24 protein-coding genes and 1 riboswitch are annotated in these 21457 nt (G+C 74.4%); of the genes, 8 read left to right on the top strand and 16 right to left on the bottom strand.

The annotated features are described in order from the left end of the window. Positions 1-366: 366 nt before the first annotated feature. Positions 367-1386, top strand: a complete 1020-nt coding sequence (locus V5D56_RS12850; protein WP_435735711.1) for a quinone oxidoreductase family protein — start codon at positions 367-369, stop codon at positions 1384-1386. Continuing rightward, complete coding sequence (locus tag V5D56_RS12845) at positions 1383-1661, top strand: hypothetical protein (protein ID WP_435735710.1); 279 nt, start codon at positions 1383-1385, stop codon at positions 1659-1661. The genes V5D56_RS12850 and V5D56_RS12845 overlap by 4 nt, the downstream gene beginning before the upstream one ends. Here V5D56_RS12845 and thiD read toward each other — a convergent pair. The 10 genes from thiD to infC all read right to left on the bottom strand — a co-directional run bounded on the left by thiD (position 1628) and on the right by infC (position 11680). Then, positions 1628-2587, bottom strand: a complete 960-nt coding sequence (gene thiD, locus V5D56_RS12840; protein WP_435735709.1) for a bifunctional hydroxymethylpyrimidine kinase/phosphomethylpyrimidine kinase — start codon at positions 2585-2587, stop codon at positions 1628-1630. The two genes, V5D56_RS12845 and thiD, sit on opposite strands and share 34 nt — an antisense overlap. Continuing rightward, a riboswitch (TPP riboswitch) is annotated at positions 2580-2674 on the bottom strand. It overlaps the preceding gene by 8 nt. 45 nt (positions 2675-2719) lie before the next feature. Then, a complete protein-coding gene (locus V5D56_RS12835; protein WP_435735708.1) occupies positions 2720-3388 on the bottom strand; it encodes a YceI family protein in 669 nt (222 codons plus the stop codon). A gap of 132 nt (positions 3389-3520) precedes the next feature. Further along, positions 3521-4411, bottom strand: coding sequence for an SDR family oxidoreductase (locus tag V5D56_RS12830; protein WP_435735707.1), 891 nt, complete (start codon positions 4409-4411; stop codon positions 3521-3523). Continuing rightward, a complete protein-coding gene (gene pheT, locus V5D56_RS12825; protein WP_435735706.1) occupies positions 4408-7005 on the bottom strand; it encodes a phenylalanine--tRNA ligase subunit beta in 2598 nt (865 codons plus the stop codon). The genes V5D56_RS12830 and pheT overlap by 4 nt, the downstream gene beginning before the upstream one ends. Further along, positions 7005-8096 carry a phenylalanine--tRNA ligase subunit alpha gene (pheS, locus tag V5D56_RS12820; protein ID WP_435735705.1) on the bottom strand — a complete coding sequence of 364 codons (1092 nt, stop codon included), beginning with the start codon at positions 8094-8096 and terminating at the stop codon, positions 7005-7007. Before pheS ends, pheT begins: the two co-directional genes overlap by 1 nt. Before the next feature lie 235 nt (positions 8097-8331). Further along, positions 8332-8988, bottom strand: a complete 657-nt coding sequence (gene thpR, locus V5D56_RS12815) for an RNA 2',3'-cyclic phosphodiesterase (protein ID WP_435735704.1) — start codon at positions 8986-8988, stop codon at positions 8332-8334. Next, positions 8985-9881 carry a TrmH family RNA methyltransferase gene (locus tag V5D56_RS12810; RefSeq protein WP_435735703.1) on the bottom strand — a complete coding sequence of 299 codons (897 nt, stop codon included), beginning with the start codon at positions 9879-9881 and terminating at the stop codon, positions 8985-8987. The genes thpR and V5D56_RS12810 overlap by 4 nt, the downstream gene beginning before the upstream one ends. A gap of 32 nt (positions 9882-9913) precedes the next feature. Further along, complete coding sequence (gene rplT / locus V5D56_RS12805) at positions 9914-10300, bottom strand: 50S ribosomal protein L20 (protein WP_435735702.1); 387 nt, start codon at positions 10298-10300, stop codon at positions 9914-9916. A 69-nt stretch (positions 10301-10369) separates the two neighbouring features. Then, positions 10370-10564, bottom strand: a complete 195-nt coding sequence (rpmI, locus tag V5D56_RS12800; RefSeq protein WP_108051433.1) for a 50S ribosomal protein L35 — start codon at positions 10562-10564, stop codon at positions 10370-10372. A 108-nt stretch (positions 10565-10672) separates the two neighbouring features. Continuing rightward, the gene (infC, locus tag V5D56_RS12795; RefSeq protein ID WP_435739029.1) at positions 10673-11680 is read right to left on the bottom strand and encodes a translation initiation factor IF-3; all 1008 of its coding nucleotides are present in this window, start codon (positions 11678-11680) and stop codon (positions 10673-10675) included. Between the two features lie 486 nt (positions 11681-12166). Here infC and V5D56_RS12790 point away from each other — a divergent pair, with 486 nt between their 5' ends. The 6 genes from V5D56_RS12790 to V5D56_RS12765 all read left to right on the top strand — a co-directional run bounded on the left by V5D56_RS12790 (position 12167) and on the right by V5D56_RS12765 (position 16790). Continuing rightward, positions 12167-12637, top strand: coding sequence for a Fur family transcriptional regulator (locus tag V5D56_RS12790; protein ID WP_435735701.1), 471 nt, complete (start codon positions 12167-12169; stop codon positions 12635-12637). 112 nt (positions 12638-12749) lie between these two features. Continuing rightward, positions 12750-14264 carry a catalase gene (locus tag V5D56_RS12785; RefSeq protein ID WP_435735700.1) on the top strand — a complete coding sequence of 505 codons (1515 nt, stop codon included), beginning with the start codon at positions 12750-12752 and terminating at the stop codon, positions 14262-14264. Between the two features lie 155 nt (positions 14265-14419). Then, on the top strand, positions 14420-14782 hold the full coding sequence (locus V5D56_RS12780; RefSeq protein WP_435735699.1) for a DUF1844 domain-containing protein: 363 nt from the start codon (positions 14420-14422) through the stop codon (positions 14780-14782). Positions 14783-15009: 227 nt separating this feature from the next. Continuing rightward, complete coding sequence (locus V5D56_RS12775) at positions 15010-15501, top strand: hypothetical protein (protein ID WP_435735698.1); 492 nt, start codon at positions 15010-15012, stop codon at positions 15499-15501. Beyond that, positions 15498-16235: a S1C family serine protease gene (locus V5D56_RS12770; protein WP_435735697.1), complete on the top strand. Its 738-nt coding sequence runs from the start codon at positions 15498-15500 to the stop codon at positions 16233-16235. Before V5D56_RS12775 ends, V5D56_RS12770 begins: the two co-directional genes overlap by 4 nt. Positions 16236-16274: 39 nt before the next feature. Beyond that, positions 16275-16790: a hypothetical protein gene (locus V5D56_RS12765; RefSeq protein ID WP_435735696.1), complete on the top strand. Its 516-nt coding sequence runs from the start codon at positions 16275-16277 to the stop codon at positions 16788-16790. Between the two features lie 28 nt (positions 16791-16818). On the opposite strand, the gene V5D56_RS12760 is transcribed toward V5D56_RS12765, so the two are convergent. The 6 genes from V5D56_RS12760 to V5D56_RS12735 form a co-directional block, all read right to left on the bottom strand. Continuing rightward, entirely contained in the window at positions 16819-17583 is a 765-nt protein-coding gene (locus V5D56_RS12760) for an SseB family protein (protein ID WP_435739028.1), read from the bottom strand. Between the two features lie 2 nt (positions 17584-17585). Beyond that, entirely contained in the window at positions 17586-18317 is a 732-nt protein-coding gene (gene priA, locus V5D56_RS12755; RefSeq protein ID WP_435735695.1) for a bifunctional 1-(5-phosphoribosyl)-5-((5-phosphoribosylamino)methylideneamino)imidazole-4-carboxamide isomerase/phosphoribosylanthranilate isomerase PriA, read from the bottom strand. Between the two features lie 98 nt (positions 18318-18415). Beyond that, complete coding sequence (hisH, locus tag V5D56_RS12750; protein WP_435735694.1) at positions 18416-19066, bottom strand: imidazole glycerol phosphate synthase subunit HisH; 651 nt, start codon at positions 19064-19066, stop codon at positions 18416-18418. 20 nt (positions 19067-19086) lie between these two features. Next, on the bottom strand, positions 19087-19629 hold the full coding sequence (locus V5D56_RS12745) for a hypothetical protein (protein WP_435735693.1): 543 nt from the start codon (positions 19627-19629) through the stop codon (positions 19087-19089). Next, positions 19626-20243, bottom strand: coding sequence for an imidazoleglycerol-phosphate dehydratase HisB (gene hisB, locus V5D56_RS12740; RefSeq protein WP_435735692.1), 618 nt, complete (start codon positions 20241-20243; stop codon positions 19626-19628). The genes V5D56_RS12745 and hisB overlap by 4 nt, the downstream gene beginning before the upstream one ends. Continuing rightward, on the bottom strand, positions 20240-21400 hold the full coding sequence (locus V5D56_RS12735) for a histidinol-phosphate transaminase (RefSeq protein ID WP_435735691.1): 1161 nt from the start codon (positions 21398-21400) through the stop codon (positions 20240-20242). The genes hisB and V5D56_RS12735 overlap by 4 nt, the downstream gene beginning before the upstream one ends. Between the last annotated feature and the right edge of the window lie 57 nt (positions 21401-21457).

Raw genomic sequence — 21457 nt, 5'->3', positions numbered from 1 at the left:
TCACCGTGGTCTGCCACCTCACGTCCTCGCGCGCGCTTCTACGCCCTTCGCGCACGGCCCGACCCCACCGCTCGTCCTGCCCGTCACCACTCCGCACCGCGCGGTCCCGCCGGCGATCGCGACCGGGTCGGACGTCGTGAGGCGAGGGACACCCGAGGCGAGACGGCGCCGGGCGGGGCGGGTGATGTGCGAAGGGCGTCAGAGCCGCGCTCCTAGAAGGCGAGCCGACGGGCCGTGGTGACGGCGCGGCAGCCCGAGCACGTCAGCCGCCCCGGCCACCCAGCCCGACCACGAGATCCGCCCACCCGACGCACCCACGAGGGCCCTGACCCGAGCCGAGCCCACGCCCCGCCTAGGCTGGGCCTCATGCACGCGATCGTGGCCCGCGAGGCGGGTGGCCCTGACGTCCTTGAGTACCGCGAGCTGCCCGACCCGACGCCGGGACCGGGGCAGCTCCTCGTCCGTGCGGCGGTCGCGGGGGTCAACTTCATCGACACGTACAAGCGCTCAGGCGTGTACGCGATGGAGTACCCGCACGTCGTGGGCAGCGAGGGTGCGGGCGAGGTGGTGGCGGTCGGCGAGGGAGTCGAGGACTTCGCCGTGGGCGACCGCGTCGTGTGGACGGAGGCGCCGGGCTCGTATGCGGACCTCGTGGTCGTCGCGGCGCGCGAGGCGCTGCCCGTGCCCGACGCCGTGACGTTCGAGGACGCGACCGCCGTCGCGCTGCAGGGCCTCACGGCGCACTACCTGTGCACGTCGTCGTACCCGGTGCGTCCCGGTGACCGCGTCCTCGTGCACGCGGGCGCCGGCGGGGTCGGGCTGCTCCTCACCCAGATGATCGTGGCTCGCGGTGGGCACGTGATCTCGACGGTCTCGACGCCGGAGAAGGCCGAGCTGTCGCGCGGCGCGGGCGCCGAGCACGTGATCGAGTACACCGCGCTCGGGGACCTGTCGCACGACCTCCCCGAGATCGTGCATGGTCTCACCGGTGGTGAGGGTGTCGCCGCGGTGTACGACTCGGTCGGCAAGGACACGTTCGACGCGTCCCTCGCGTCGCTGCGCCGCCGGGCGACGCTCGTGCTGTTCGGCGGGTCCTCCGGCCAGGTGCCGCCCGTCGACCCGCAGCGGCTCAACGCCGCGGGGTCGGTCTTCCTCACACGACCGAAGCTGGCCGACCACACGGCGACGCGCTCCGAGCTCGTCGAACGGGCGACGGAGGTGCTCGGCGCTGTCGCCGGCGGCACGCTGCGGGTGCGGGTCGGGGCCACCTTCCCGCTCGCCGAGGCCGCCGAGGCGCACCGCGCGCTCGAGGGGCGCGCCACCACGGGCAAGGTGCTGCTCGTGCCCGACGCCGCGGCGTCGGGCACCCCGGAGCAGGAGGCATGAGCTGGGACTGGGTCCCGGCGCGGCCCGGGGAGGAGGACGGGTCCGACGGCGGCCCCTCCCCCGCGCTGCGCCGGGCGGTGACGGTGCTGGCCGTCCTGTTCACCGGGGTGCTCGTCGTGTACTACCTGACGGTCGGCGTCCGGCAGGGCGAGGACCGGTGCGTCGCCGAACGGCCGGAGGGGGTCGCCGCGAGCCAGGTCGACTCACGCTGGCGGTGGTGGCCGCCCGGCACGGAGTGCGTCTACCCGACCGGGACCGAGGTCGCGCGCGCCTGAGACGCGGCGGAGCCGGCAGCCTGCACCTCGACCGGCACGTCGACCGGTGAGGTCGCGTACAGGTGGTCGACCGGTCCGCGTCCCGACCCGACCTGCAGCGCTACCCCTGCGCGCAGCGCCCCGGTGAGCCACTCCTTCGCGTCGCGCGCCGCCTCCGGCCAGCCCGCGCGCTGCGGGCGCAGCGCCGCGAGCGCCGCGGAGAGCGAGCACCCGGTGCCGTGCGTGTGCGGCGTGTCGACGCGTTCGGCGTCGAACGTCGTCACGCGACCCGCGCCGCCGTCCGCAGAGCCGGGCTCCACGAGGGCGTCGGGTGACGTCGCGCCGGTGAGGTGCCCGCCCTTGAGCAGGACCGCCGTCCCGCTCGCCGCGACGAACGCGCGCGCCTGCCCGAGCGCCTCGTCCCACGTCGTCGCGACCGGCGTCCCGGCGAGGACGGCGAGCTCGGGCAGGTTCGGCGTGACGACGTCGGCGCGCGCCGCGAGGTCGCGCACTCCCTGCTCGGCGCCGGCGTCCAGCAGGCGGTGGCCCGAGGTGGCGACCATGACCGGGTCGAGCACGACGTACGGGGCGCGCTCCCCGGCGCCACGGCGGAAGGCACCGAGGTCGTCGAGCCACGACGCGATCTCGCGCGCGTTCGCGGCGTCCGCCACCATCCCGATCTTCACCGCGTCGATCTGGACGTCGTCGGAGACCGCGTCGAGCTGCTCGCGCAGGAACACCGGACCCGGGACGTGCACGGACCGGACGCCGTGCGTGTTCTGCGCGACGAGCGCGGTCGTCACCGCCATGCCGTACGCGCCGTGCGCGCAGAACGCCTTGAGGTCGGCCTGGATGCCCGCACCGCCGGTCGGGTCCGTCCCGGCGACCGAGAGGACGCGCGGACGCGAGGGCCGCGGGGCAGGTGAGGTCGTGGAGGCGAGCGTCATCGCCGGACATCCCTTCGCTAGTACGAGCTAGATCAGGTTCGACGGGTGTGATCTCAGCCCTGTCCCAGGGCACCCCGTGTCGGTCCGCTCATGCTAGCGGTGCGGCACGCCGTCGCGACGCGCCGTCCGTCCTCACTCCTGGTGGATCGCCTCGCCCGCGATCTCGAGCGACACCTTCTTGCCGACGAGGAACCCGCCGGTCTCGAGGATCACGTTCCAGACGAGTCCGTAGTCCTCGCGGTCGAACTCGCCCGTGGCGTGGAAGCCGAAGATGTCGCGTCCGTACGGGTCGCGACGCGCGCCGCCGTAGCGCATCCTCAGGTCGATCGGGTGGGTGACGTCGCGGATCGTCAGCAGGCCGCTCACGACGAAGTGCCCGGCCTCGGCCGGAGCGGTGCGCTCCGTCGCGACGGTGGCGCGCTCCGGCGACCGGTTGCGCAGCCGCGCCCACGCGAGGATGGCGTCGTCCTGGCTCCCCTGCCAGCGGACGCCGGTGCTGCGGAAATCGAGCGTCGGGTAGGTCTCGACGTCGAGGAAGTCGGCGCTGTGCAGGTGCACGTCCCGGTCGGCGTTGTGCGTCGTGAGGCTCGCGGAGTCGATGCTCGCTGACACGGCCGAAGCGAGCGGGTCCTCCCCGACGAGGATCGTCGCGCTCGCCCTCGTGAACTCGCCGCGCACGGGCGAGACCATCATGTGCTGCCCGGCGAACCCGACGCGCTTGTGCGCCTCGTCGAGGACGTACGTGCCCGCGTCGGGGACGGTCATCCCGTTCCACTGCCGCACCGGTCGTGTGCTGGTCATCCGTCGCCCTCCGGAGGTCCTGTCGAGCCGCGACCGCGTCGAATGGCACGGTGTTGGTCGAGTGTCCAGAAGAGCATCCCGGATTGTTAGGTGAACATTCAACTAATCCGTGGGTGACCTTGCGTACAGCCGTCAGCGGGCGGGCAGCTCGCCGGGCATCGGGTCGTCGTCGCCCCAGCGCGTCACGCGCAGCCGGCGACCGTCCGGGCCGGGCACCACACGCTCGTCCCGGGCGGCGTCGTCGAGCGCGGCCTGCAGCGAGGCGGGCGAGTCGTGCGTGACGCGGACGAACGACCCGGAGAACGCGTCGAGCCCGCCCCCGGCGATCGCGACGACCATCTCGACCGTGCGCTCGACCGGGGTCCACTCCGTGCGTCCCTGGTGCATGACCATCGAGCCCGTCATGTCCGTCTGCACGACGCCGGGCGCGACCTCGAACGTGCGCAGCCCCCGGTCGTACCCCGAGCGGTGCAGGTTCGCGCCGAGGCGCAGGAGCGCCGTCTTGCTCGCGTTGTACGCGCTCGCACCGACCATGTCGTGCGAGCCCGCGCCGCTGTTGAGGTCGACGACGCGGCCGCCGCCCCGCGCGATCATGCCCGGGACCACGGTGCGCGCGAGCAGGAACGGCCCGCGGACGTTCGTCTCGAGGATCGCCCACCACTCGTCGGGGTCCGCCTCCCACAGCGGCACCTCGGCGTCGACCCGGCCCGCGTTGTTGACGAGCAGGTCGATCCCGCCGATCTCCGCCTCGGCTGCTGCGACGGCCGCGGCCACCGCCCCGGCGTCGGTGACGTCGGCCGTCACGACGACGGCGCGGCCACCGCCCGCGGCCGTGACCTCGTCCGCCACGTCCTGCAGCCGCGCGGCATCGCGGGCCAGCAGCGCGACGTCGAGCCCCGCGGCGGTCAGACCGACGGCGATCGCCCGGCCGATGCCGCGCGACGCCCCGGTGACCAGCGCCGTGCGCGCGGGCGCGACGGGCTTCCCCGCCACGCCCGCGTCGGCGCGGGTGCCGGTGCTCATGCCCGCAGCTCCGCCCCGACGCGCTCGCGCGCCGCCTCGACCGCACCCGCGCGGACGCGCGCGACGTCGTCGGCCGTGAGCGTCCGGTCGGCGGCCCGCAGCCGGAGCGAGAACGCGAGCGACTTGCGCCCCTCACCCACCTGCTCGCCCGTGAAGACGTCGAACAGCGTGAGGTCCTCGAGGAGCTCGCCCGCGCCGGCGGCGACCGCGGAGCGCAGCGCCTCGGCGGTGACGTCGTCGGCCACGACGAACGCGAGGTCCTCCTTCGCGGCGGGGAACGTCGAGACGGGCGCCGCGACGAGCGGCTCAGCGCTCGACCCGGCGAGCAGCGCGGAGAGGTCGACCTCGAACGCGACCGACCGCGCGGGCAGCCCGAGGTTCTCGAGCGCCTTCGGGTGCAGCTCGCCCGCGTGCCCGACGACCGTCCCGTCGGCGAGCGCGAGGCGAGCGCAGCGGCCCGGGTGCCACGGGGCACGATCGGGGTCGGCGGTCACGACGACCTCGACACCGACGTGCTCGGCGACGAGCCGGGCGGCGTCGAGCGCGTCCGTCCAGTCGGCGGCACGCCCCTCGCCCCACCAGCCGGCGCGCTCGCGCCGGCCGACGAGCACTCCTGCCACGTGGCGCGGCTGGTCCGGCACCGCGGCCGCGAGCGCCGCGAGCTCGTCGTCCGTCGGGCGCACGCCCGGCGGGAGCGAGGGCGCGGCCGGGGCGCCGACGCGCGGACGCGTCACGAGCCCGGTCTCGAACACCGCGAGGTCCGTCATCCCGCGACCGACGTTGCGGCGCGCCGTCTCCAGGAGCGTCGTGAGCAGGTCGGTGCGCATCAGCGGCCGGTCGTCCGCGAGCGGGTTGACCAGTCGCAGCGCACGACGGCGCTCGTCGTCGGCGGGCAGGCGCAGCGCATCGAGCTCGGAGGTCCCGACGAACGGGTAGCTGAGCGTCTCGACGAAGCCCGCCGCGGCGAGCGCGCGGGCGACCGAGCGGCGGACCGCCTGCTCGCGGGTCAGGCCACGACCGCCGGGTGCCTTCGGCAGCACCGACGGGATCTCGTCGTAGCCGACGAGCCGCGCGACCTCCTCGACCAGCTCCGCCGAGCCGGTGAGGTCGGGACGCCACGACGGGGGCGTGACCACGAGCGCGTCGGGCCCGCCGCCGGACGACACGTCGTCCGCGACGGCGCAGCCCAGCGCGCCCAGCGTGCCCACGATCTGCTCGACCGAGTAGGGCACGCCGACGAGCCGCTCCGGCTCCGAGACGAGCAGGCGCACGGAGGCCGGGGCGGGCACGCGGTCGAGGTCCGAGACCGCCGGGTCGGCGGTCCCGCCGCCGTGCTCGACGAGCAGGTCGACGACGCGCTGTGCGGCGACCGCGGGCAGGCGCGGGTCGACGCCGCGCTCGAACCGCTTCGCGGCCTCGCTGGAGAGCTTGTGCCGGCGCGACGTGCGCGCGACCGAGACGGGGTCGAAGTGCGCCGCCTCGACGAGCACGTCCGTCGTCGTCGGGCCGACCTCCGAGGACGCCCCGCCCATGACGCCCGCGAGGCCGAGGACCCGCGAGCCGCGGGCGCCGTCGGGCGAGTCCGTGATGAGGAGGTCCTCGGCGTCGAGCGCACGGTCGACGTCGTCGAGCGTGACGAGCCGTTCCGCCGGCTGCGCGCGGCGGACCACGATCGGGCCGGCGACCTGCGTGAGGTCGTAGGCGTGCAGCGGCTGGCCGAGGTCGAGCATGACGTAGTTCGTCACGTCGACCGCGAGCGAGATGGGCCGCATGCCCGACGCCGTGAGGCGGCGCTGCATCCACGCGGGGGTCGTCGCCGCCGGGTCGAGGCCGCGCACGACGCGCGTGACGAAGCGGTCGCACCCGTCGACGCCGTGGACGGGCGACACGTCGTCGACCTCCACGGGGAAGCCGTCGGGGGTCGCGGCCGGGGGCGGCGTCGGCAGCGAGGTGACCAGGCCGCGGTCGGTGAAGCGTGCACCGGTCGAGTGCGCGTACTCGCGCGCGACCCCGCGGTAGGAGAACGCGTACCCGCGGTCCGGGGTGACGTTGATCTCCAGCACCTCGTTCCCGAGCCCGAGCAGCGCGACGGCGTCCTGGCCCGGGGTGAGGTCGGCCTCGGCGAACCCGAGGCGCGGGAGCACGATGATCCCGTCGTGGTCCTCGCCGAGCCCGAGCTCGCGCTGCGAGCAGATCATGCCGTCGGACACGTGGCCGTAGGTCTTGCGGCTCGCGATGGCGAACGGACCGGGCAGCACCGCGCCCGGGAGCGCGACGACGACCAGGTCCCCCTCGCCGAAGTTGTGCGCCCCGCACACGATGCCGCGCGGCTCGCCGCCCTCGGACGCCGGCAGGCCGTCGACGTTGTGCGCGCCGACGTCGACCTGGCACCAGTTGATCGTCTTGCCGTTCTTCTGCGGCTCGGGCGACAGCGCGAGCACGCGGCCGACGACGAGCGGACCGGTCACGGCGGCACCGTGGACCTCCTCCTCCTCGAGACCCACGCGCACGAGGTCGGCGGCGAGCTGCTCGGCCGTGAGGCCGGCGGGCAGCTCGACGTGGTCGCCGAGCCAGTCCAGGTCGACGTACGGCATCAGACGCCCCTTCCGAGCTGGGCGGAGAAGCGTACGTCGCCCTCCACCATGTCGTGCATGTCCGCGATCTCGTGGCGCAGCATGAGCGTGCGCTCGATGCCCATGCCGAACGCGAAGCCGGAGTAGACCTCGGGGTCGATGCCCGCCGCGCGCAGCACGTTCGGGTTGACCATGCCGCAGCCGCCCCACTCGATCCAGCCGGGTCCGCCCTTCTTCTGCGGGAACCACAGGTCCATCTCGGCGCTCGGCTCGGTGAACGGGAAGAAGCTCGGGCGCAGCCGCGTGCGCGCCTCCGGCCCGAACATGGCCTGCGCGAACGCGTCGAGCGTCCCCAGGAGGTTGGCCATCGTCAGACCCTTGTCGACCGCGATGCCCTCGACCTGGTGGAAGACGGGCGTGTGGGTCGCGTCGAGCGCGTCCGTCCGGAACACCTTGCCCGGGCACGCGACGTACAGCGGCACGCCGCGTGCGAGGAGCGAGCGCGCCTGCACGGGCGACGTGTGGGTGCGCAGCACGAGGTTCGACGGCTCGTCACCGTCGCCCGCGACGTAGAAGGTGTCCTGCATCTGGCGCGCCGGGTGGTCGGGACCGAAGTTCAGCGCGTCGAAGTTGAACCACTCCGCCTCGACCTCGGGCCCGTCGGCGATCTCCCAGCCGAGCCCCACGAAGAAGTCGGCGACCCGCTCCTGGAGCGTCTCGAGCGGGTGGCGCGCGCCGCGCGGCGCGCGGTCGGTCGGCAGCGTGACGTCGACGGCCTCCTCGACGAGGACGCGCTCGTCGCGCTCCGTCTCGAGCTCGGCCTGCCGCGCGGCGAGGGCCTGGTTCAGGCGACCACGGAGCGGGCCGAGGAGCCGGCCGGCGGTCTTCTTGTCCTCGGGCGCGAGGGAACCGATCTGCCGGTTCGCGAGCGCGAGGGCGCTGCGGTCGCCCGCGTGCTCGGTCCGGACGTGCTTCAGCGCGTCGAGGTCGGTGGCCGCGGCCACGGCAGCGAGCGCGGCGTCGAGCGCGCGCTGCAGGGCGTCGGCGTCGAGCGGCGACGGCACGTCGGTGGAGGGTCCGTCGTGGGTGGCGACGGCGTCAGGGCTGGACATACGAGCCTTCCTGGCGGTGGCTGGACAGCTGGCGGGACGGTCAGAGGCCCACGGGCGCATCACGGAGGCCGGACGCGCGGACACGCCGAGCGCGTCCGCGACATTCTAGGGCGCCCGTCGGTGCCCGGACCTCTCGGTCCCGTCTGCGTCCTGGTCAGGAGGCGTGACGGCGCGTCAGCAGCGCGGGCCCGTGACGGGCCCGGTAAATCGACGATCAGCTCGCGCGGTCACGTCGTCATCCTCGCACAGCCGGTCCGGCGGCGACGGCGAACGGCAGGTCCGCGATCTCGTGGTGCACGGGCCGCCCCGCACCGAGGTCCGACGCGACGACGGCGAGCCGCGTCGCCTGCCAGCGGGGACCGTCGTAGACGGCGAGCGCCGCGGCGGGCCCCTCGAGCGCGTCGCGCAGCGTCGGCCCGGCGGGTCTCCCGCGCCGTCCGGCGCGCCGCTCGGCCTGGCGCGCCCCGGCCGAGGCCCGCGCGACCGTGAGGTGCGCGCGCTGGCGCGGGCGGCGGTCGACGTGCGCACCGGCCACCGAGCCGGCCTCCGCGGCGGCGGCGCTCAGCGCGCGCAGGTGGTCGAGGTCCGCGCGCGGGCCGCCCACGCCCACCCACAGGACCCGCCGGTCGAAGACGCCCGCGCCGTGCAGGTTGAGCTCGAGCGGGGGCGTGGCGTCCGCCACCTCGGTGAGGGCGTCGACGAGCTCGGGGACCGCGCCGTCGGGCACCTCGCCGTAGAACGAGACCGTGAGGTGCCACAGCTCGCGCGGCGTCCAGCGCACGAGGGGCGCGCCGTCGGGCCGGAGCGACTCCTGGGCGCGCACCGCCCCGAGCGCGAGGTCGAGGTGGTCGCACGCCGCGGCGTCGGGATACAGGGCGGCGAACAGTCTCACGGGCGGCGCCCCCGCTGCGCACGGCTCGACGCGTAGAGGCAGACCGTCGCCGCGGTCGCGAGGTTGAGCGACTCGGCCCGGCCGCGGATGGGGACGCGGACGACCGCGTCCGCGAGCGCGCGGTCCTGCTCCGGGAGGCCCCAGGCCTCGTTCCCGAACACCCAGGCGGTCGGCCGGGCGAGGTCCGGCACGTCGTCGACGGTACCGTCCACGTCACCCACGTCCCCCGGGACCCCGGCGACGTCGAGGAGGTCGTCGAGGTCGTGGTCCCCCGCACCGTCGGCCGCGAGGACGAGCAGGCCTGCGGCGTGCAGCGCGCGGACCGTCTCGTCGAGCGCGACGCCCGACACGACGGGGAGGTGGAACAGCGAACCGGCCGTCGAGCGCACGACCTTGGGGTTGTGCACGTCCACGCTGTCGCCCGCGAGGACGACGACGTCCGCCCCGGCCGCGTCGGCGGCACGGATCACGGTCCCGGCGTTGCCCGGGTCGCGGACCGTCGCGAGGACCGCGACCAGCAAGGGCCCGTCGGCGCCGGCCGAGGCCACCGCGAGCGCGTCGTCCAGACGGGGGTACTCCTGGCGGACGACCGCCAACACCCCCTGCGCGTCAGGGCTCATCGTCGTGAGCACCTCGGGGGTGCCGACGTGGACGTGCAGCCCCGCGTCGTGCGCGTCCGCGAGGATCTCGGCGTAGCGCTGCGCCGCGGAGGGCGTCACGTAGAGGTCGCGCACACGGTCGGCGGCATGCCGGACGGCCTCCCGGACGGCCTGCGGGCCCTCGACGAGGAGCTGACCGTGCCGCGAACGCGCCGGACGCCCGGACAGGGCCCGGACCGCCCTGACCCGGTCGCTGCGAGGGTTCGTCAGCGTGGGGTCGAGGGGGTCGGGCACCGGCCGGGCGTCCGTGGCGTCGGTGCGGCTGCTCAGGCCGCGGCCTTGGGCGCGTTGACGTCCTCGGGGAGCGCGTCCTTCGCGACCTGGACGAGCGCGTTGAACGCCACCACGTCGTTGACCGCGAGCTCCGCGAGCAGGCGACGGTCGACCTCGACACCCGCGGCCTTGAGGCCCTGGATGAGGCGGTTGTACGTCAGGCCCTGGGCGCGCGACGCAGCGTTGATCCGCTGGATCCACAGCTTGCGGAAGTCGCCCTTGCGCGCCTTGCGGTCACGGTAGGAGTAGACGAGGGAGTGGGTGACCTGCTCCTTCGCCTTGCGGTAGAGGCGCGAGCGCTGGCCGCGGTAGCCCGCTGCGCGCTCGAGGGTCGTACGGCGCTTCTTCTGGGCGTTGACCGCCCGCTTCACGCGTGCCACGTGATGCTCCTTGCAGTTCGGGGCTCAGGGTGAGCCGGTCGGCGACGGGGTGCCGTCACCGCGACCGGGTCACTTGCCGAGCAGCTTCTTGATGGACTTGACGTCGGCGGGCGAGACCACCTGGTCCTGGGCGAGGCGGCGCTTGCGCTTGGTCGCCTTGTGCTCGAGCAGGTGTCGAGCGTTGGCCTGCTCGCGCATGACCTTGCCGGTACCCGTGATGCGGAAGCGCTTCTTGGCACCCGAGTGCGTCTTGTTCTTCGGCATGGCTGCCGTGTCTCCTTGTGTCCGGTCAGCCACCTCGCGGTGGCCGACGTGTTCGGGTCCGGGCCGGTGGGTCCGGACCCCGAGCAGTTTCGGTCGATGGGCCGGGCGTCAGCCGGCCTTGCCGCGCGGGGCGGGCTTCGGCGCGGGACGCGGCGCACCCGGCTTCGGTGCAGGCCGCGGCACGGCGGGCTTGGGCGTGCCCGACGACGCCGGTGCCGGTGCCGCGGCAGGGCGGGGCGCCGGGGGGCGCGGCGCGGCCGGCCGGGCCGGCTCCGCGGACTGCGCGCGAGGACGCTGCGCCGCAGGCGCCTTGGCGGGGGCCGGAGCCTTCGCGGGCGCGGACGCCCTGGTCGGCGCCGGGGACTTCGCCGGGGCGGGAGCCTTCGCCGGTGCCGGGGCCTTCGCGGGCGCCGAGGCCTCCGCGACGGGTGCGTCCTCGACCGGCGCCTCCGTGGGCGTCTCGACCGCGGGCTCCGCGACGGCGGTCTCGGCGACGGGCGCTTCCGCGACCGGGCTCGTGACCTGTGCGTCCTGCTCGACGTCTGACGCGTCGTCGTCCGGTGCGCCCGGCTCGCGCTGCGCAGCGCGCTGCGCGGACTTCGTCAGCCGGGGCTCGGCCTCCTGGGCGCGCTTGCGCTGCTCGCTCTTCGCGTCGGCCTTCTTCTTCACCGGGCCGAGCACCATCGTCATGTTGCGCCCGTCCTGCTTGGGCATCGACTCGACGAAGCCGAGCTCGGAGACGTCGTCCGCGAGACGCTGCAGCAGGCGGACGCCCATCTCGGGACGCGACTGCTCACGACCGCGGAACATGATCATGACCTTGACCTTGTCGCCGGCCGAGAGGAACCGCTCGACGTGGCCCTTCTTGGTGCCGTAGTCGTGCGGGTCGATCTTCAGCCGGAAACGGATCTCCTTGAGAACCGTGTTCGCCTGGTTCCGCCGCGCCTCGCGCGCCTTCATGTCCGACTCGTACTTGAACTTGCCGAAGTCCATGAGCTTGCAGACGGGCGGGCGGGCGTCCGGGGCGACCTCGACCAGGTCGAGGTCCGCGTCCTGGGCAAGGCTCAGGGCAACCTCGGTGCGGACGACGCCGACCTGCTCCCCGCCAGGACCGATGAGTCGGACCTCGGGGACGCGGATCCGATCGTTGATGCGAGGCTCGCTGATGTGATGCTCCTAGGAAGTCGTCGGTAGACCGCCCGGAACGAGGAAGGCCCCCGTCCCTGAGCGCAGGGCGGAGGCCATCGTTCCGGTAGCCGCGGCTGCACCACGACGACCACGTCTGGGCGACGCACCACGAGGGCGAGCCGTCCGGACCAGGACCCGGCCTCTGTCGCGACATCACGTCGACGGTCGAGACCCGGGTGGGATGGGATCCACTTGCGCACCCGCACTGGCCTGCCTCGGTGCTCGTGGCGGCCTCTCGAGGCCGCTCCCGATCACCGACGCACGTCGTGCAGGTCGGTCAGCCATCAAGACTACCAGAGGTCGGCTGCTTCCCCGACGACCGCGGACCCGACCACGGCGACCACCCCGCGAGACTCGCAACTAGACGATCTCCATCATTGGAACTCTTCCAGAGAAGGAGGTTAGGGTGTGGTCATGACGACGGGATCCACGCGGTCCCCGGCCGCACCCGAGCGTGCGGCGCGGGCGCCGCACGGGACGGGCTACGAGGCCGAGCTGCGCGAGCACGGCCTGCGCGTCACGGCGGCGCGGCTCGCGGTGCTCGACGCCGTCGACGCCCGCCAGCACGCCGACGCGGACGCCGTGCTGCGTGCGGTGCGCGCCGCGCTCGGGTCGGTCTCCGTGCAGGCGGTCTACGACGTCCTCAACACGCTGACCGACAAGGGCCTGCTGCGGCGCATCGAGCCGGCCGGCCACCCCGCCCGGTACGAGCGCCGCCTCGGCGACAACCACCACCACGTCGTGTGCCGCGCGTGCGGCGCCGTCTCCGACGTCGACTGCACCGAGGGCCACGCCCCGTGCCTCACCCCGAGCAGCACCTCCGGGTTCCGGATCGACACCGCCGAGGTGACGTTCTGGGGCCTGTGCCCCGACTGCGCGCCCTGACCCCTACTGGGTGGACCGGTGGACCTCGCGCACCCACGGACGCCCGTTATCTCACGATGATCCCGTTACGGACCCCGTGCTCGCTCGCCGGGTCCGCTGGAAGGAGCGCCTCATGACCTCCCCGTACACGACGACGAACGCCGGAGCGCCCGTCGCGTCCGACGCCCACTCGCAGTCCGTCGGCGCCGACGGCCCGATCGTCCTGCACGACCACTACCTCGTCGAGAAGCTCGCGCAGTTCAACCGCGAGCGCGTCCCGGAGCGCGTCGTCCACGCCAAGGGCGGCGGCGCGTTCGGCACGTTCACGGTGACGAAGGATGTGAGCGCCTACACGCGTGCCGCCGTCTTCCAGCCGGGGACGCAGACCGAGATGCTCGCCCGCTTCTCGTCCGTCGCCGGGGAGCACGGGTCCCCCGACACGTGGCGCGACCCGCGCGGCTTCGCGCTGAAGTTCTACACGACCGAGGGCAACTATGACCTCGTCGGCAACAACACCCCGGTGTTCTTCCTGCGCGACGGCATCAAGTTCCCGGACTTCATCCGCTCGCAGAAGCGCCTGCCGGGGTCGAACCTGCGCGACAACGACATGCAGTGGGACTTCTGGACCCTGTCCCCCGAGTCGGCGCACCAGGTCACGTGGCTCATGGGCGACCGCGGCCTGCCGTCGAGCTGGCGCCACATGGACGGCTTCGGCTCGCACACCTACCAGTGGATCAACGCGGCGGGCGAGCGCTTCTGGGTCAAGTACCACTTCACGACCCAGCAGGGCATCGACAACCTCACCGCGGACGAGGCCGCCCAGCTCGCCGGCTCGGATGCCGACCACCACATCCGCGACCTGTACGAGCACGTCGAGGCGGGCGACTTCCCGCGCTGGACCCTGTCCGTCCAGGTGATGCCGTACGAGGACGCGAAGACCTACCGCTTCAACCCGTTCGACCTCACCAAGGTCTGGCCGCACGGCGACTACCCGCTGATCGAGGTCGGCGTGATGGAGCTCAACCGCAACCCCGAGAACTACTTCGCGGAGATCGAGCAGGCGACGTTCGCGCCGAGCAACTTCGTGCCCGGCATCGCGGCGAGCCCCGACAAGATGCTCCTCGCGCGCATCTTCTCCTACGCGGACGCGCACCGGTACCGCGTGGGCACCAACCACGCGCAGCTCCCGGTGAACGCCCCGCGCGGCGCCGAGGAGGGTGGCCACTCGTACGCGAAGGACGGCTCCATGCGCTACTCCTTCTCCCCCGCCACGACGCCGGTCTACGCACCCAACAGCCGCGGCGGCGCGCACGCCGACCCGGCGCGCGCGGCCGAGTCCGCCGGCTGGGAGGCGGACGGCGAGCTCACGCGCGCCGCCGCGACGCTCCACCCCGAGGACGACGACTTCGGCCAGGCCGGCACCCTGTACCGCGAGGTCTTCGACGGCCCGGCCCGCACCCGGTTCCTCGAGACGATCACGGGCCACGTGGGCGGCGTGCAGAGCGCCGAGATCCGCGAGCGCGCGATCCAGTACTGGACGAACGTCGACGCCGAGCTCGGCGCGGCGCTGCGCGTCGCGCTCGAGGCGAAGGGCGCACCGGTCGAGGCCGGCGAGCCCGGCACGGCGAGCGAGCCCGTGCGCGTCTGACACCCACGGAACGGCGCCCGCCCGGCGCCCGGACCGACGAGGCCGCCCCGGATCCCCGGATCCGGGGCGGCTTCCCGCGTCTCGGCGGACGTCTTGCGCACGGCTCGACGACGGGTCGGCACCGTCGCGCAGGACCGGATGGAAAGATGGAGGCCATGAGCATCGAGAACGCCCCCGCGCAGGACCCCTCGACCGACGCCGTGCGCGACATCGCCGACGTCGCCGCCGTGGAGGTCATCACCTCGGCCGCGGTGCACCTCATGAGCGCCGCGGCCGTGAAGTGCGGGCTCGCGGAGGACGCGGACGCGCAAGGACACCTCGACCTGGACGAGGCGCGCAAGCTCATCAACGCGCTCGCCGCCCTCGTCACGGCGAGCGCGCCGGACATCGGCAACCAGCACGCGCGGTCCCTGCGTGACGGCCTGCGCTCCCTCCAGCTCGCGTTCCGCGAGGCCTCGGTCTACCCGGACGCCCCCGGTGACGGTCCCGGCGAGAAGTTCACGGGTGCGGTGAGTTGAGCATCCCGCCGCCGCCTCCGTCATCCGGCAGCCCCGCGCCCGGCAGTCCCGTGCCCGGCAGCGTGGCTCCCTCCGGTCCACCCACCGAGCGCTCCTGGCCGGGCGACGACCCGGTGCGCGCAGGTTCCGAGCAGGTGCCCGTGCAAGCGACCGGGTCGCCCGAGCAGGGACCCGCGCAGCCGTCCTCGGCGCCCGCCCCCCGGAGCCGTCGGCGCCGGCGTGCCGTCGTGACGATCGTCCTCCTCTCCCTGCTGCTCGCCGGCGCTGTCGGGGTGGGCGCCTACCTCTGGGTGACCACCACGCGCTGGCAGGAGAGCAGCGCGGACTGGGAGTCCCAGGCTCGGGCGCTCGGCGAGGACGTCGCGCGCCTGGAGGCGGACCTCGACGGCGCCAACGCCGAGCTCGAGTCGGCCCGCGGCCAGCTCACCACCGCGCAGGACAGGATCACCGAGCTCGCCAACGAGAAGGCCCAGCTCGGCGACGAGAACGAGGCCTCGCAGCAGTACCTCGACTACCAGAGCCGCGTCTCCGACGCGGCCGGCAAGGTCGCGGCGGCGCTCGGACAGTGCACGACGGCGCAGTCCCAGCTCATCGGTTACCTCAACAACCGCGACGCGTACGACCCGGCCGACCTCGAGCGCTTCTCCGGCCAGGTCGACGAGCTCTGCCAGGCGGCGACCGACGCGAACGCGCAGCTCCAGCAGGAGCTCGCGGGATGACGCGGAGGATGACCGACGCGCTCGTCGCGACCGTCCTCGTAACGTCCGTCGTCGCCGGGTGCGGCGTGCTGCCGGAGCTGCCCGACCCGGTGCCGCAGAGCGTCGTGCCGTCGTTCGCCGCACCGGACGAGCCCGCCGGGTCGGAGGTCCTGTCCCCCGACGGCTCGGACGCGGTGCGCCGGATGGCCGTGCGGATCCGCAACGTCGGCTGCGAGGGCCTCTCGACGGGGTCGGGGTTCGCGCTCGACGCGCGCACCCTCGTGACGAACAAGCACGTCGTGGACTCGTCGCGCTCGCTGCAGCTCCTCACCTACGACGGCCGGGACATCGCCGCGCAGACCGCGAGCACCGCAGGGCTCGCCGACCTCGCGATCGTGCGCACCGCCGAGGACCTGCCGTCGGCGCCGACGCTCGCGGCCGCGGACCCGGCGCCCGGCGACCCGGTCACGGTCGTGGGCTACCCGGAGGGCGGCCGGCTCACGGTCACGGAGGGCTCCGTGATCGGGACGACGACGGACCCGTTGCACGAGAATCTCGGCGAGGTCCTGGTGACCGACGCCCCGGTCGAGCCGGGCAGCTCCGGGTCGGCCGCGCTCAACGACGCCGGCGAGGTCATCGGCGTCGTCTACGCGAAGACCTCGACCGACAAGAGCCTGCTCGTCCCCGTGAGCACGCTGCGCGACCTCCTCGCCGACGAGTCGTCCTTCAGCGCCGTGACGGAGTGCGACGGCTGAGCCGCGCGCGACGTGCCGCGGAGGTCTAGTCTCGGCGGCATGACAACGAACGCGAGCCCCGGCGACACGCCCGCCGTCGACCCGGCGCACATCACGCAGGCTGCACGCGACACCCTGACCGTCCGCCGCGTCTACGGGGACGCCTACGAGCGCGGTTCCACGCTCGTCATCCCGGTGGCCACGGTCTGGGGCGGTACCGGGTCCGGCTGGGGCTCCGGCTCCGGCGAGCTGTCCGGGAAGGGAGCGGCCGACTGGCCCTTCCACCTCGGCCGGTCGCCGGCGCCGTCCGAGGCACCCGAGACCTCTGGCAAGCCGTCCGAGGGCCCCGGGTCCGGCAACGCGGGCGGCGACGCCGGTGGCGAGGGCTCGGGCGGCGGCGGGGGGTTCGGTGTCCGGGTCAAGGCCACGGGCGTCTACGTGGTCGACGACGCGGGCGTGCGCTGGCAGCCCGCGGTCGACGTGAACCGCGTCGTGCTCGGCGGTCAGGCCGTCCTCGCGATCGTCGGCGTGGCGGCGTCGCTCGCCTGGGCGATCGGCAGGCTCCGCCGAGGCTGACGCGGTCCGCCTGGGTCGGCGGGGAGCGTCAGTCCGCCCGGCCGATCCGCAGCTCGAGGCCGTCCACGCGCGCCGACACGACGTCGTTCGTCGCGAGCGCGGCGTTGACCTGGGCGAGCACCGCGTCGAGGCCTGCGCGGTCGAGTCCCGCGTCGATCCGCAGGACGACCGCGACCTCGGCGCGCCGGCCGGGCTCGGCCCACGCGCGCGCGACGTGGGGCACGCCCGCGACAGCGGTCACGACGGCGTCCTGGACCGCGGGCGCCACGACGCCGCCGGCCACGGCGGGCTCCCACTCCTCGCCCTGTGCGAGCGCCCAGACCGCGGGGCGCGGCACGAGCACGGTGACGGGACCCGCGGGGTCGACGACGAGCAGCGCCCAGTCCTCGCTCACGGCGGACAGCGCCGCGCGGCGCGCGTCCACCGGCACCGGACGCGCGTCCGCCCGCCAGGCCGCCATGGACGCGACCGAGGTGAACACCGGCAGAGCGCGGCGGCCGTCGGGCGCCTGGAGCGCGACGACGCCGGCCGACGCCTCCTTGTCGACGGTGTGGCCGTGCTCCCCCTCGGCCGACGACTCGAGCTCGGCGAGGATCGGCACGAGGACGCGCGTGCTCGCGAGCCGGTGCACGACCTGGGCGATCGTCGCCTCGCCGCCCTGGTGGGCGACGAGCGTCGCGGCGAGCTCCGGGTCGGCCGAGCCGTCGTCGCCCGAGAAGCCCGACGACGGCGGCAGCGCCTTCCCGGTCCCCGACGACTGGCCCGACGGGTGGTCCTGGGTACTGTCACCCACGGTCACGGCCGGCCCGCCACGTCGAGCGCCTGCGGCAGCGTGAAGGCCCCGGCGTACAGCGCCTTGCCGACGATGGTGCCCTCGATGCCGGCGGGCACGAGCGCGCGCAGCGCCTCGAGGTCCGCCAGGCTCGAGATGCCGCCCGAGGCGACGACCGGGGCGTCGGTGCGCGAGGCGACGTCGCGCAGGAGCTCGAGGTTCGGGCCGCGCAGCGTCCCGTCCTTCGTCACGTCCGTCACGACGTAGCGCGCGCAGCCTGCCGACTCGAGGCGGTCGAGGACCTCCCACAGGTCGCCGCCCTCCTCGGTCCAGCCGCGCGCGGCGAGCGTCGTGCCCCGCACGTCGAGGCCGACGGCGACCGCGTCGCCGTGCTCGGCGATGACCTTCGCCGTCCACTCCGGGTTCTCCAGCGCGGCGGTGCCGAGGTTCACGCGCCGGGCTCCCGTGGCGAGCGCGCGCTCGAGCGACGCGTCGTCGCGGATGCCGCCCGACAGCTCGACCTGGACGTCGAGACGGCCGACGACGTCGGCGAGGAGCTCCGCGTTCGACCCTCGCCCGAACGCCGCGTCGAGGTCCACGAGGTGGATCCACTCCGCACCGCCCGACTGCCAGTCGAGAGCGGCGGCGAGCGGGTCGCCGTACGAGGTCTCGGAGCCCGCCTCGCCCTGGACGAGGCGGACGGCCTGGCCGTCGGCGACGTCGACGGCGGGGAGCAGCACGAGGCGGTCGGTCACGAGGTTCTCCATCGGTCGTGGCGCGGGCTCCCGCGCCGGGTGGTGAGGACGGACCGGCCACGGCCGACGGCAGGCCGCCGACCCGCCCGGGACGTCGGTCAGAGCGTGCGGACCCAGTTCTCCAGCAGGGCCGCGCCGGCGTCTCCGGACTTCTCCGGGTGGAACTGGGTCGCGGACAGCGGGCCGTTCTCGACGGCGGCGACGAACCGTCCGCCGTGGTCCGACCACGTGACGAGCGGGCGCCGGATCGGCGAGTCGGACGGCAGGTCGTCGCCGAGCGTGAAGGTGCGCGCGGCGTACGAGTGCACGAAGTAGAAGCGTTCGTCCTGGATGCCGTCGAGGAGGACGGTGCCCTCCGGGGCCTCGACCGTGTCCCAGCCCATGTGCGGGACGATCTCGGCCTCGAGGCGGTCGACGAGGCCCGGCCACTCCCCGAGCCCGTCGGTGAGCGTGCCGTGCTCGTCCCCCTGCGCGAACATCACCTGCATGCCGACGCAGATGCCGAGCACGGGTCGCCCGCCCGCGAGCCGGCGTCCCACGATCTCGTGCCCGCGCACCGCCCGGAGACCCTCCATGACGGCCGCGAACGCCCCGACGCCGGGCACCACGAGCCCGTCCGCGTCCTGCGCGCGGGCGCGGTCGGCGGTGAGCTCGACGTCCGCGCCGACGCGTTCGAGGGCGCGCACGGCGGAGCGCACGTTGCCGAACCCGTAGTCGAGGACGACCACCGACGGGCGGCGGCCGGCCACGGGCCCTCCGGTCGCGGCGCTCACCTCTTGCGCGCCCGTCGGCCGGCGGCCGTCAGCAGCCGCATCGCCTTCCACCGGGAGATGGACGAGCTCGCGACGACGCCGTCGAGGTCCGCGACGACGGTCGAGCCCGTGAGCAGGTCCTCGAGCGCCTCGGGAGCGCCGCCCAGCACGAGCCCGGGGGCGAGGGAGTCTCCGGCCGCGCCGTCGCTCCAGCGCGTCATCCTGAGCTGCTCGCCCCGGCGCTCGACGAGGATGAGCGGGACGCCCTTCACGAGGGTGCTGAGAGCGGCGGCGGCTCGCGCGGGCGCGTCACCGGACCGGTCCCGGAGCACCGCGACGGCGCCCACGTCGGTCGCGACGACGTCGGCCTCGACCTGGGCGAGCGAGCACGCCGCCGCGAGCGGCTCGGCGCCCGCGATCTGCGTGACGAGCGCGACGAGCTCCGGGTCCGACCCGGCGGTCAGCGACGACAGGTCGTCCGGGATCTCGAGCCCCTCGAGGGCGGCCTCGGCGCGTGCGGGGTCGTCGCCCGGCACGGCGGGGGTCGGGTCGGTGCTCACAGGGTGCCCTTCGTCGACGGGATGCCCTCGACGCGCGGGTCGGGCGCGACGGCGGCGCGCAGCGCGCGGGCGAGGGCCTTGAACTGGGCCTCCACGACGTGGTGCGGGTCGCGGCCGGCGAGGACCCGCACGTGGAGGCAGATGCCCGCGTGGTGGGCGATCGACTCGAGCACGTGCCGCGTGAGCGACCCCGTGAAGTGTCCGCCGATCAGGTGGTACTCCTGCCCCTCGGGCTCGCCCGAGTGCACGAGGTACGGGCGGCCCGACACGTCGACGACCGCGAGCGCGAGCGCCTCGTCGAGCGGGACCGTCGCGTCGCCGAAGCGCGAGATGCCGCGCTTGTCGCCGAGCGCGACGCGCAGCGCCTCGCCGATCGCGATCGCGACGTCCTCGACCGTGTGGTGCGCGTCGATGTGCGTGTCGCCCGTCGCCTCGACCGTGAGGTCGATGAGCGAGTGCTTGCCCAGGGCGGTGAGCATGTGGTCGTAGAACGGGACCGTCGTCGAGATCTGCGTCCGTCCCGTCCCGTCGAGGTCGAGCTCGACGAGCACGCTCGACTCGCTCGTCGCGCGTTCGATGCGCGCGGTGCGCCCTGACCCCTGCGTACGACTCACAGTCCTGCCACCTCCACGAGGGCGTCCCGGAACGCCCGCATCTCGTCGTGGGTGCCGATCGACACCCGTAGCCATCCGTCCGGCCCAGTCTCCCGGATGAGCACGCCCCGCTCCAACAGACCGGTCCAGACCGCGTGCCGGTCGGCGAACGTGCCGAAGAGGACGAAGTTCGCGTCGGAGTCCGCGACCTCGAGCGCGCGGCCGTCCGGGTGGCGCAGCGAGCGCAGCCACGCGACGGTCGCGTCGCGCTCGGCACGCAGCGTGTCGACCTGCGCCAGGAGCTCGCCGGCGTGCGCGAGCGCGCCCCGCGCGACCGCCTGCGTGACGGCCGACAGGTGGTACGGCAGGCGCACGACGCGCAGCGCGTCGACGAGCTCGCGGGACGCCGTGAGATATCCCACGCGAGCACCGGCGAGCGCAAACGCCTTCGACATCGTGCGCGTGACCGCGAGGTTCGGGTAGCGGTCGAGCAGCTCGAGCGCGGACGGCGTGCCCTCGCGCCGGAACTCCCCGTACGCCTCGTCGACCACCACGACCGCAGGGGCGTCCCCGTCACGCGTCGGGACGCGCACCGCGAGCGCCGCCTCGCAGACGGCCTCGACCGTCGGGGCCGGCAGTGCCGTGCCCGTGGGGTTGTTCGGGCTCGCGAGCAGGATCACGGACGGCTGCTCGCGCAGGACGACGTCCCGCGCGTGGTCGGGGTCGAGCGCGAAGTCCTCGGCCCGACGCCCGACGACCCAGTCCGTGTGCGTGTCGCGCGCGTACTCGGGGTACATGGAGTAGGTCGGCGCGAAGGAGACCGCGGTGCGCCCCGGCCCGCCGAAGGCCTGCAGGACGTGGAGCATGATCTCGTTGGACCCGTTGGCCGCCCAGAGCTGCTCGGGCTCGCGGTGCACGCCCGACTCCACCCGCAGGTACGCCGCGAGGTCGGTACGCAGCGCGTGGAAGTCGCGGTCCGGGTACCGGTTGAGCCCGGCGGCCGCGGCCCGGACGTGCTCGGTGATCGTCGCGACGACGGCGGGGCCCGGTGCGTGCGGGTTCTCGTTGACGTTGAGGAGGACGGGCACGTCGAGCTGCGGCGCGCCGTACGGCTCGATGCCCGCGAGCTCGGGGCGCAGCGGCAGCCCGGAGGTCCCGGCGACGGTGGGTGGGGTCACCTCCACAGTCTACGAAGCGACCGGACGACCACGGGGCGGTCGTCCGGCACGCGGTCA

Source organism: Cellulosimicrobium sp. PMB13 (assembly GCF_051294865.1).
Lineage (GTDB): Bacteria > Actinomycetota > Actinomycetes > Actinomycetales > Cellulomonadaceae > Cellulosimicrobium.
The sequence above is the reverse complement of the archived record's forward strand: the minus strand, read 5'-3'. Positions and strand labels throughout refer to the sequence as shown.

Coding starts and splice junctions, on each gene's coding strand:
- V5D56_RS12850 (WP_435735711.1), top strand. CDS start 367: ATGCACGCGATCGTGGCCCGCGAGGCGGGTGGCCCTGACGTCCTTGAG.
- V5D56_RS12845 (WP_435735710.1), top strand. CDS start 1,383: ATGAGCTGGGACTGGGTCCCGGCGCGGCCCGGGGAGGAGGACGGGTCC.
- thiD (WP_435735709.1), bottom strand. CDS start 2,587: ATGACGCTCGCCTCCACGACCTCACCTGCCCCGCGGCCCTCGCGTCCG.
- V5D56_RS12835 (WP_435735708.1), bottom strand. CDS start 3,388: ATGACCAGCACACGACCGGTGCGGCAGTGGAACGGGATGACCGTCCCC.
- V5D56_RS12830 (WP_435735707.1), bottom strand. CDS start 4,411: ATGAGCACCGGCACCCGCGCCGACGCGGGCGTGGCGGGGAAGCCCGTC.
- pheT (WP_435735706.1), bottom strand. CDS start 7,005: ATGCCGTACGTCGACCTGGACTGGCTCGGCGACCACGTCGAGCTGCCC.
- pheS (WP_435735705.1), bottom strand. CDS start 8,096: ATGTCCAGCCCTGACGCCGTCGCCACCCACGACGGACCCTCCACCGAC.
- rpmI (WP_108051433.1), bottom strand. CDS start 10,564: ATGCCGAAGAACAAGACGCACTCGGGTGCCAAGAAGCGCTTCCGCATC.
- V5D56_RS12790 (WP_435735701.1), top strand. CDS start 12,167: ATGACGACGGGATCCACGCGGTCCCCGGCCGCACCCGAGCGTGCGGCG.
- V5D56_RS12785 (WP_435735700.1), top strand. CDS start 12,750: ATGACCTCCCCGTACACGACGACGAACGCCGGAGCGCCCGTCGCGTCC.
- V5D56_RS12780 (WP_435735699.1), top strand. CDS start 14,420: ATGAGCATCGAGAACGCCCCCGCGCAGGACCCCTCGACCGACGCCGTG.
- V5D56_RS12770 (WP_435735697.1), top strand. CDS start 15,498: ATGACGCGGAGGATGACCGACGCGCTCGTCGCGACCGTCCTCGTAACG.
- V5D56_RS12765 (WP_435735696.1), top strand. CDS start 16,275: ATGACAACGAACGCGAGCCCCGGCGACACGCCCGCCGTCGACCCGGCG.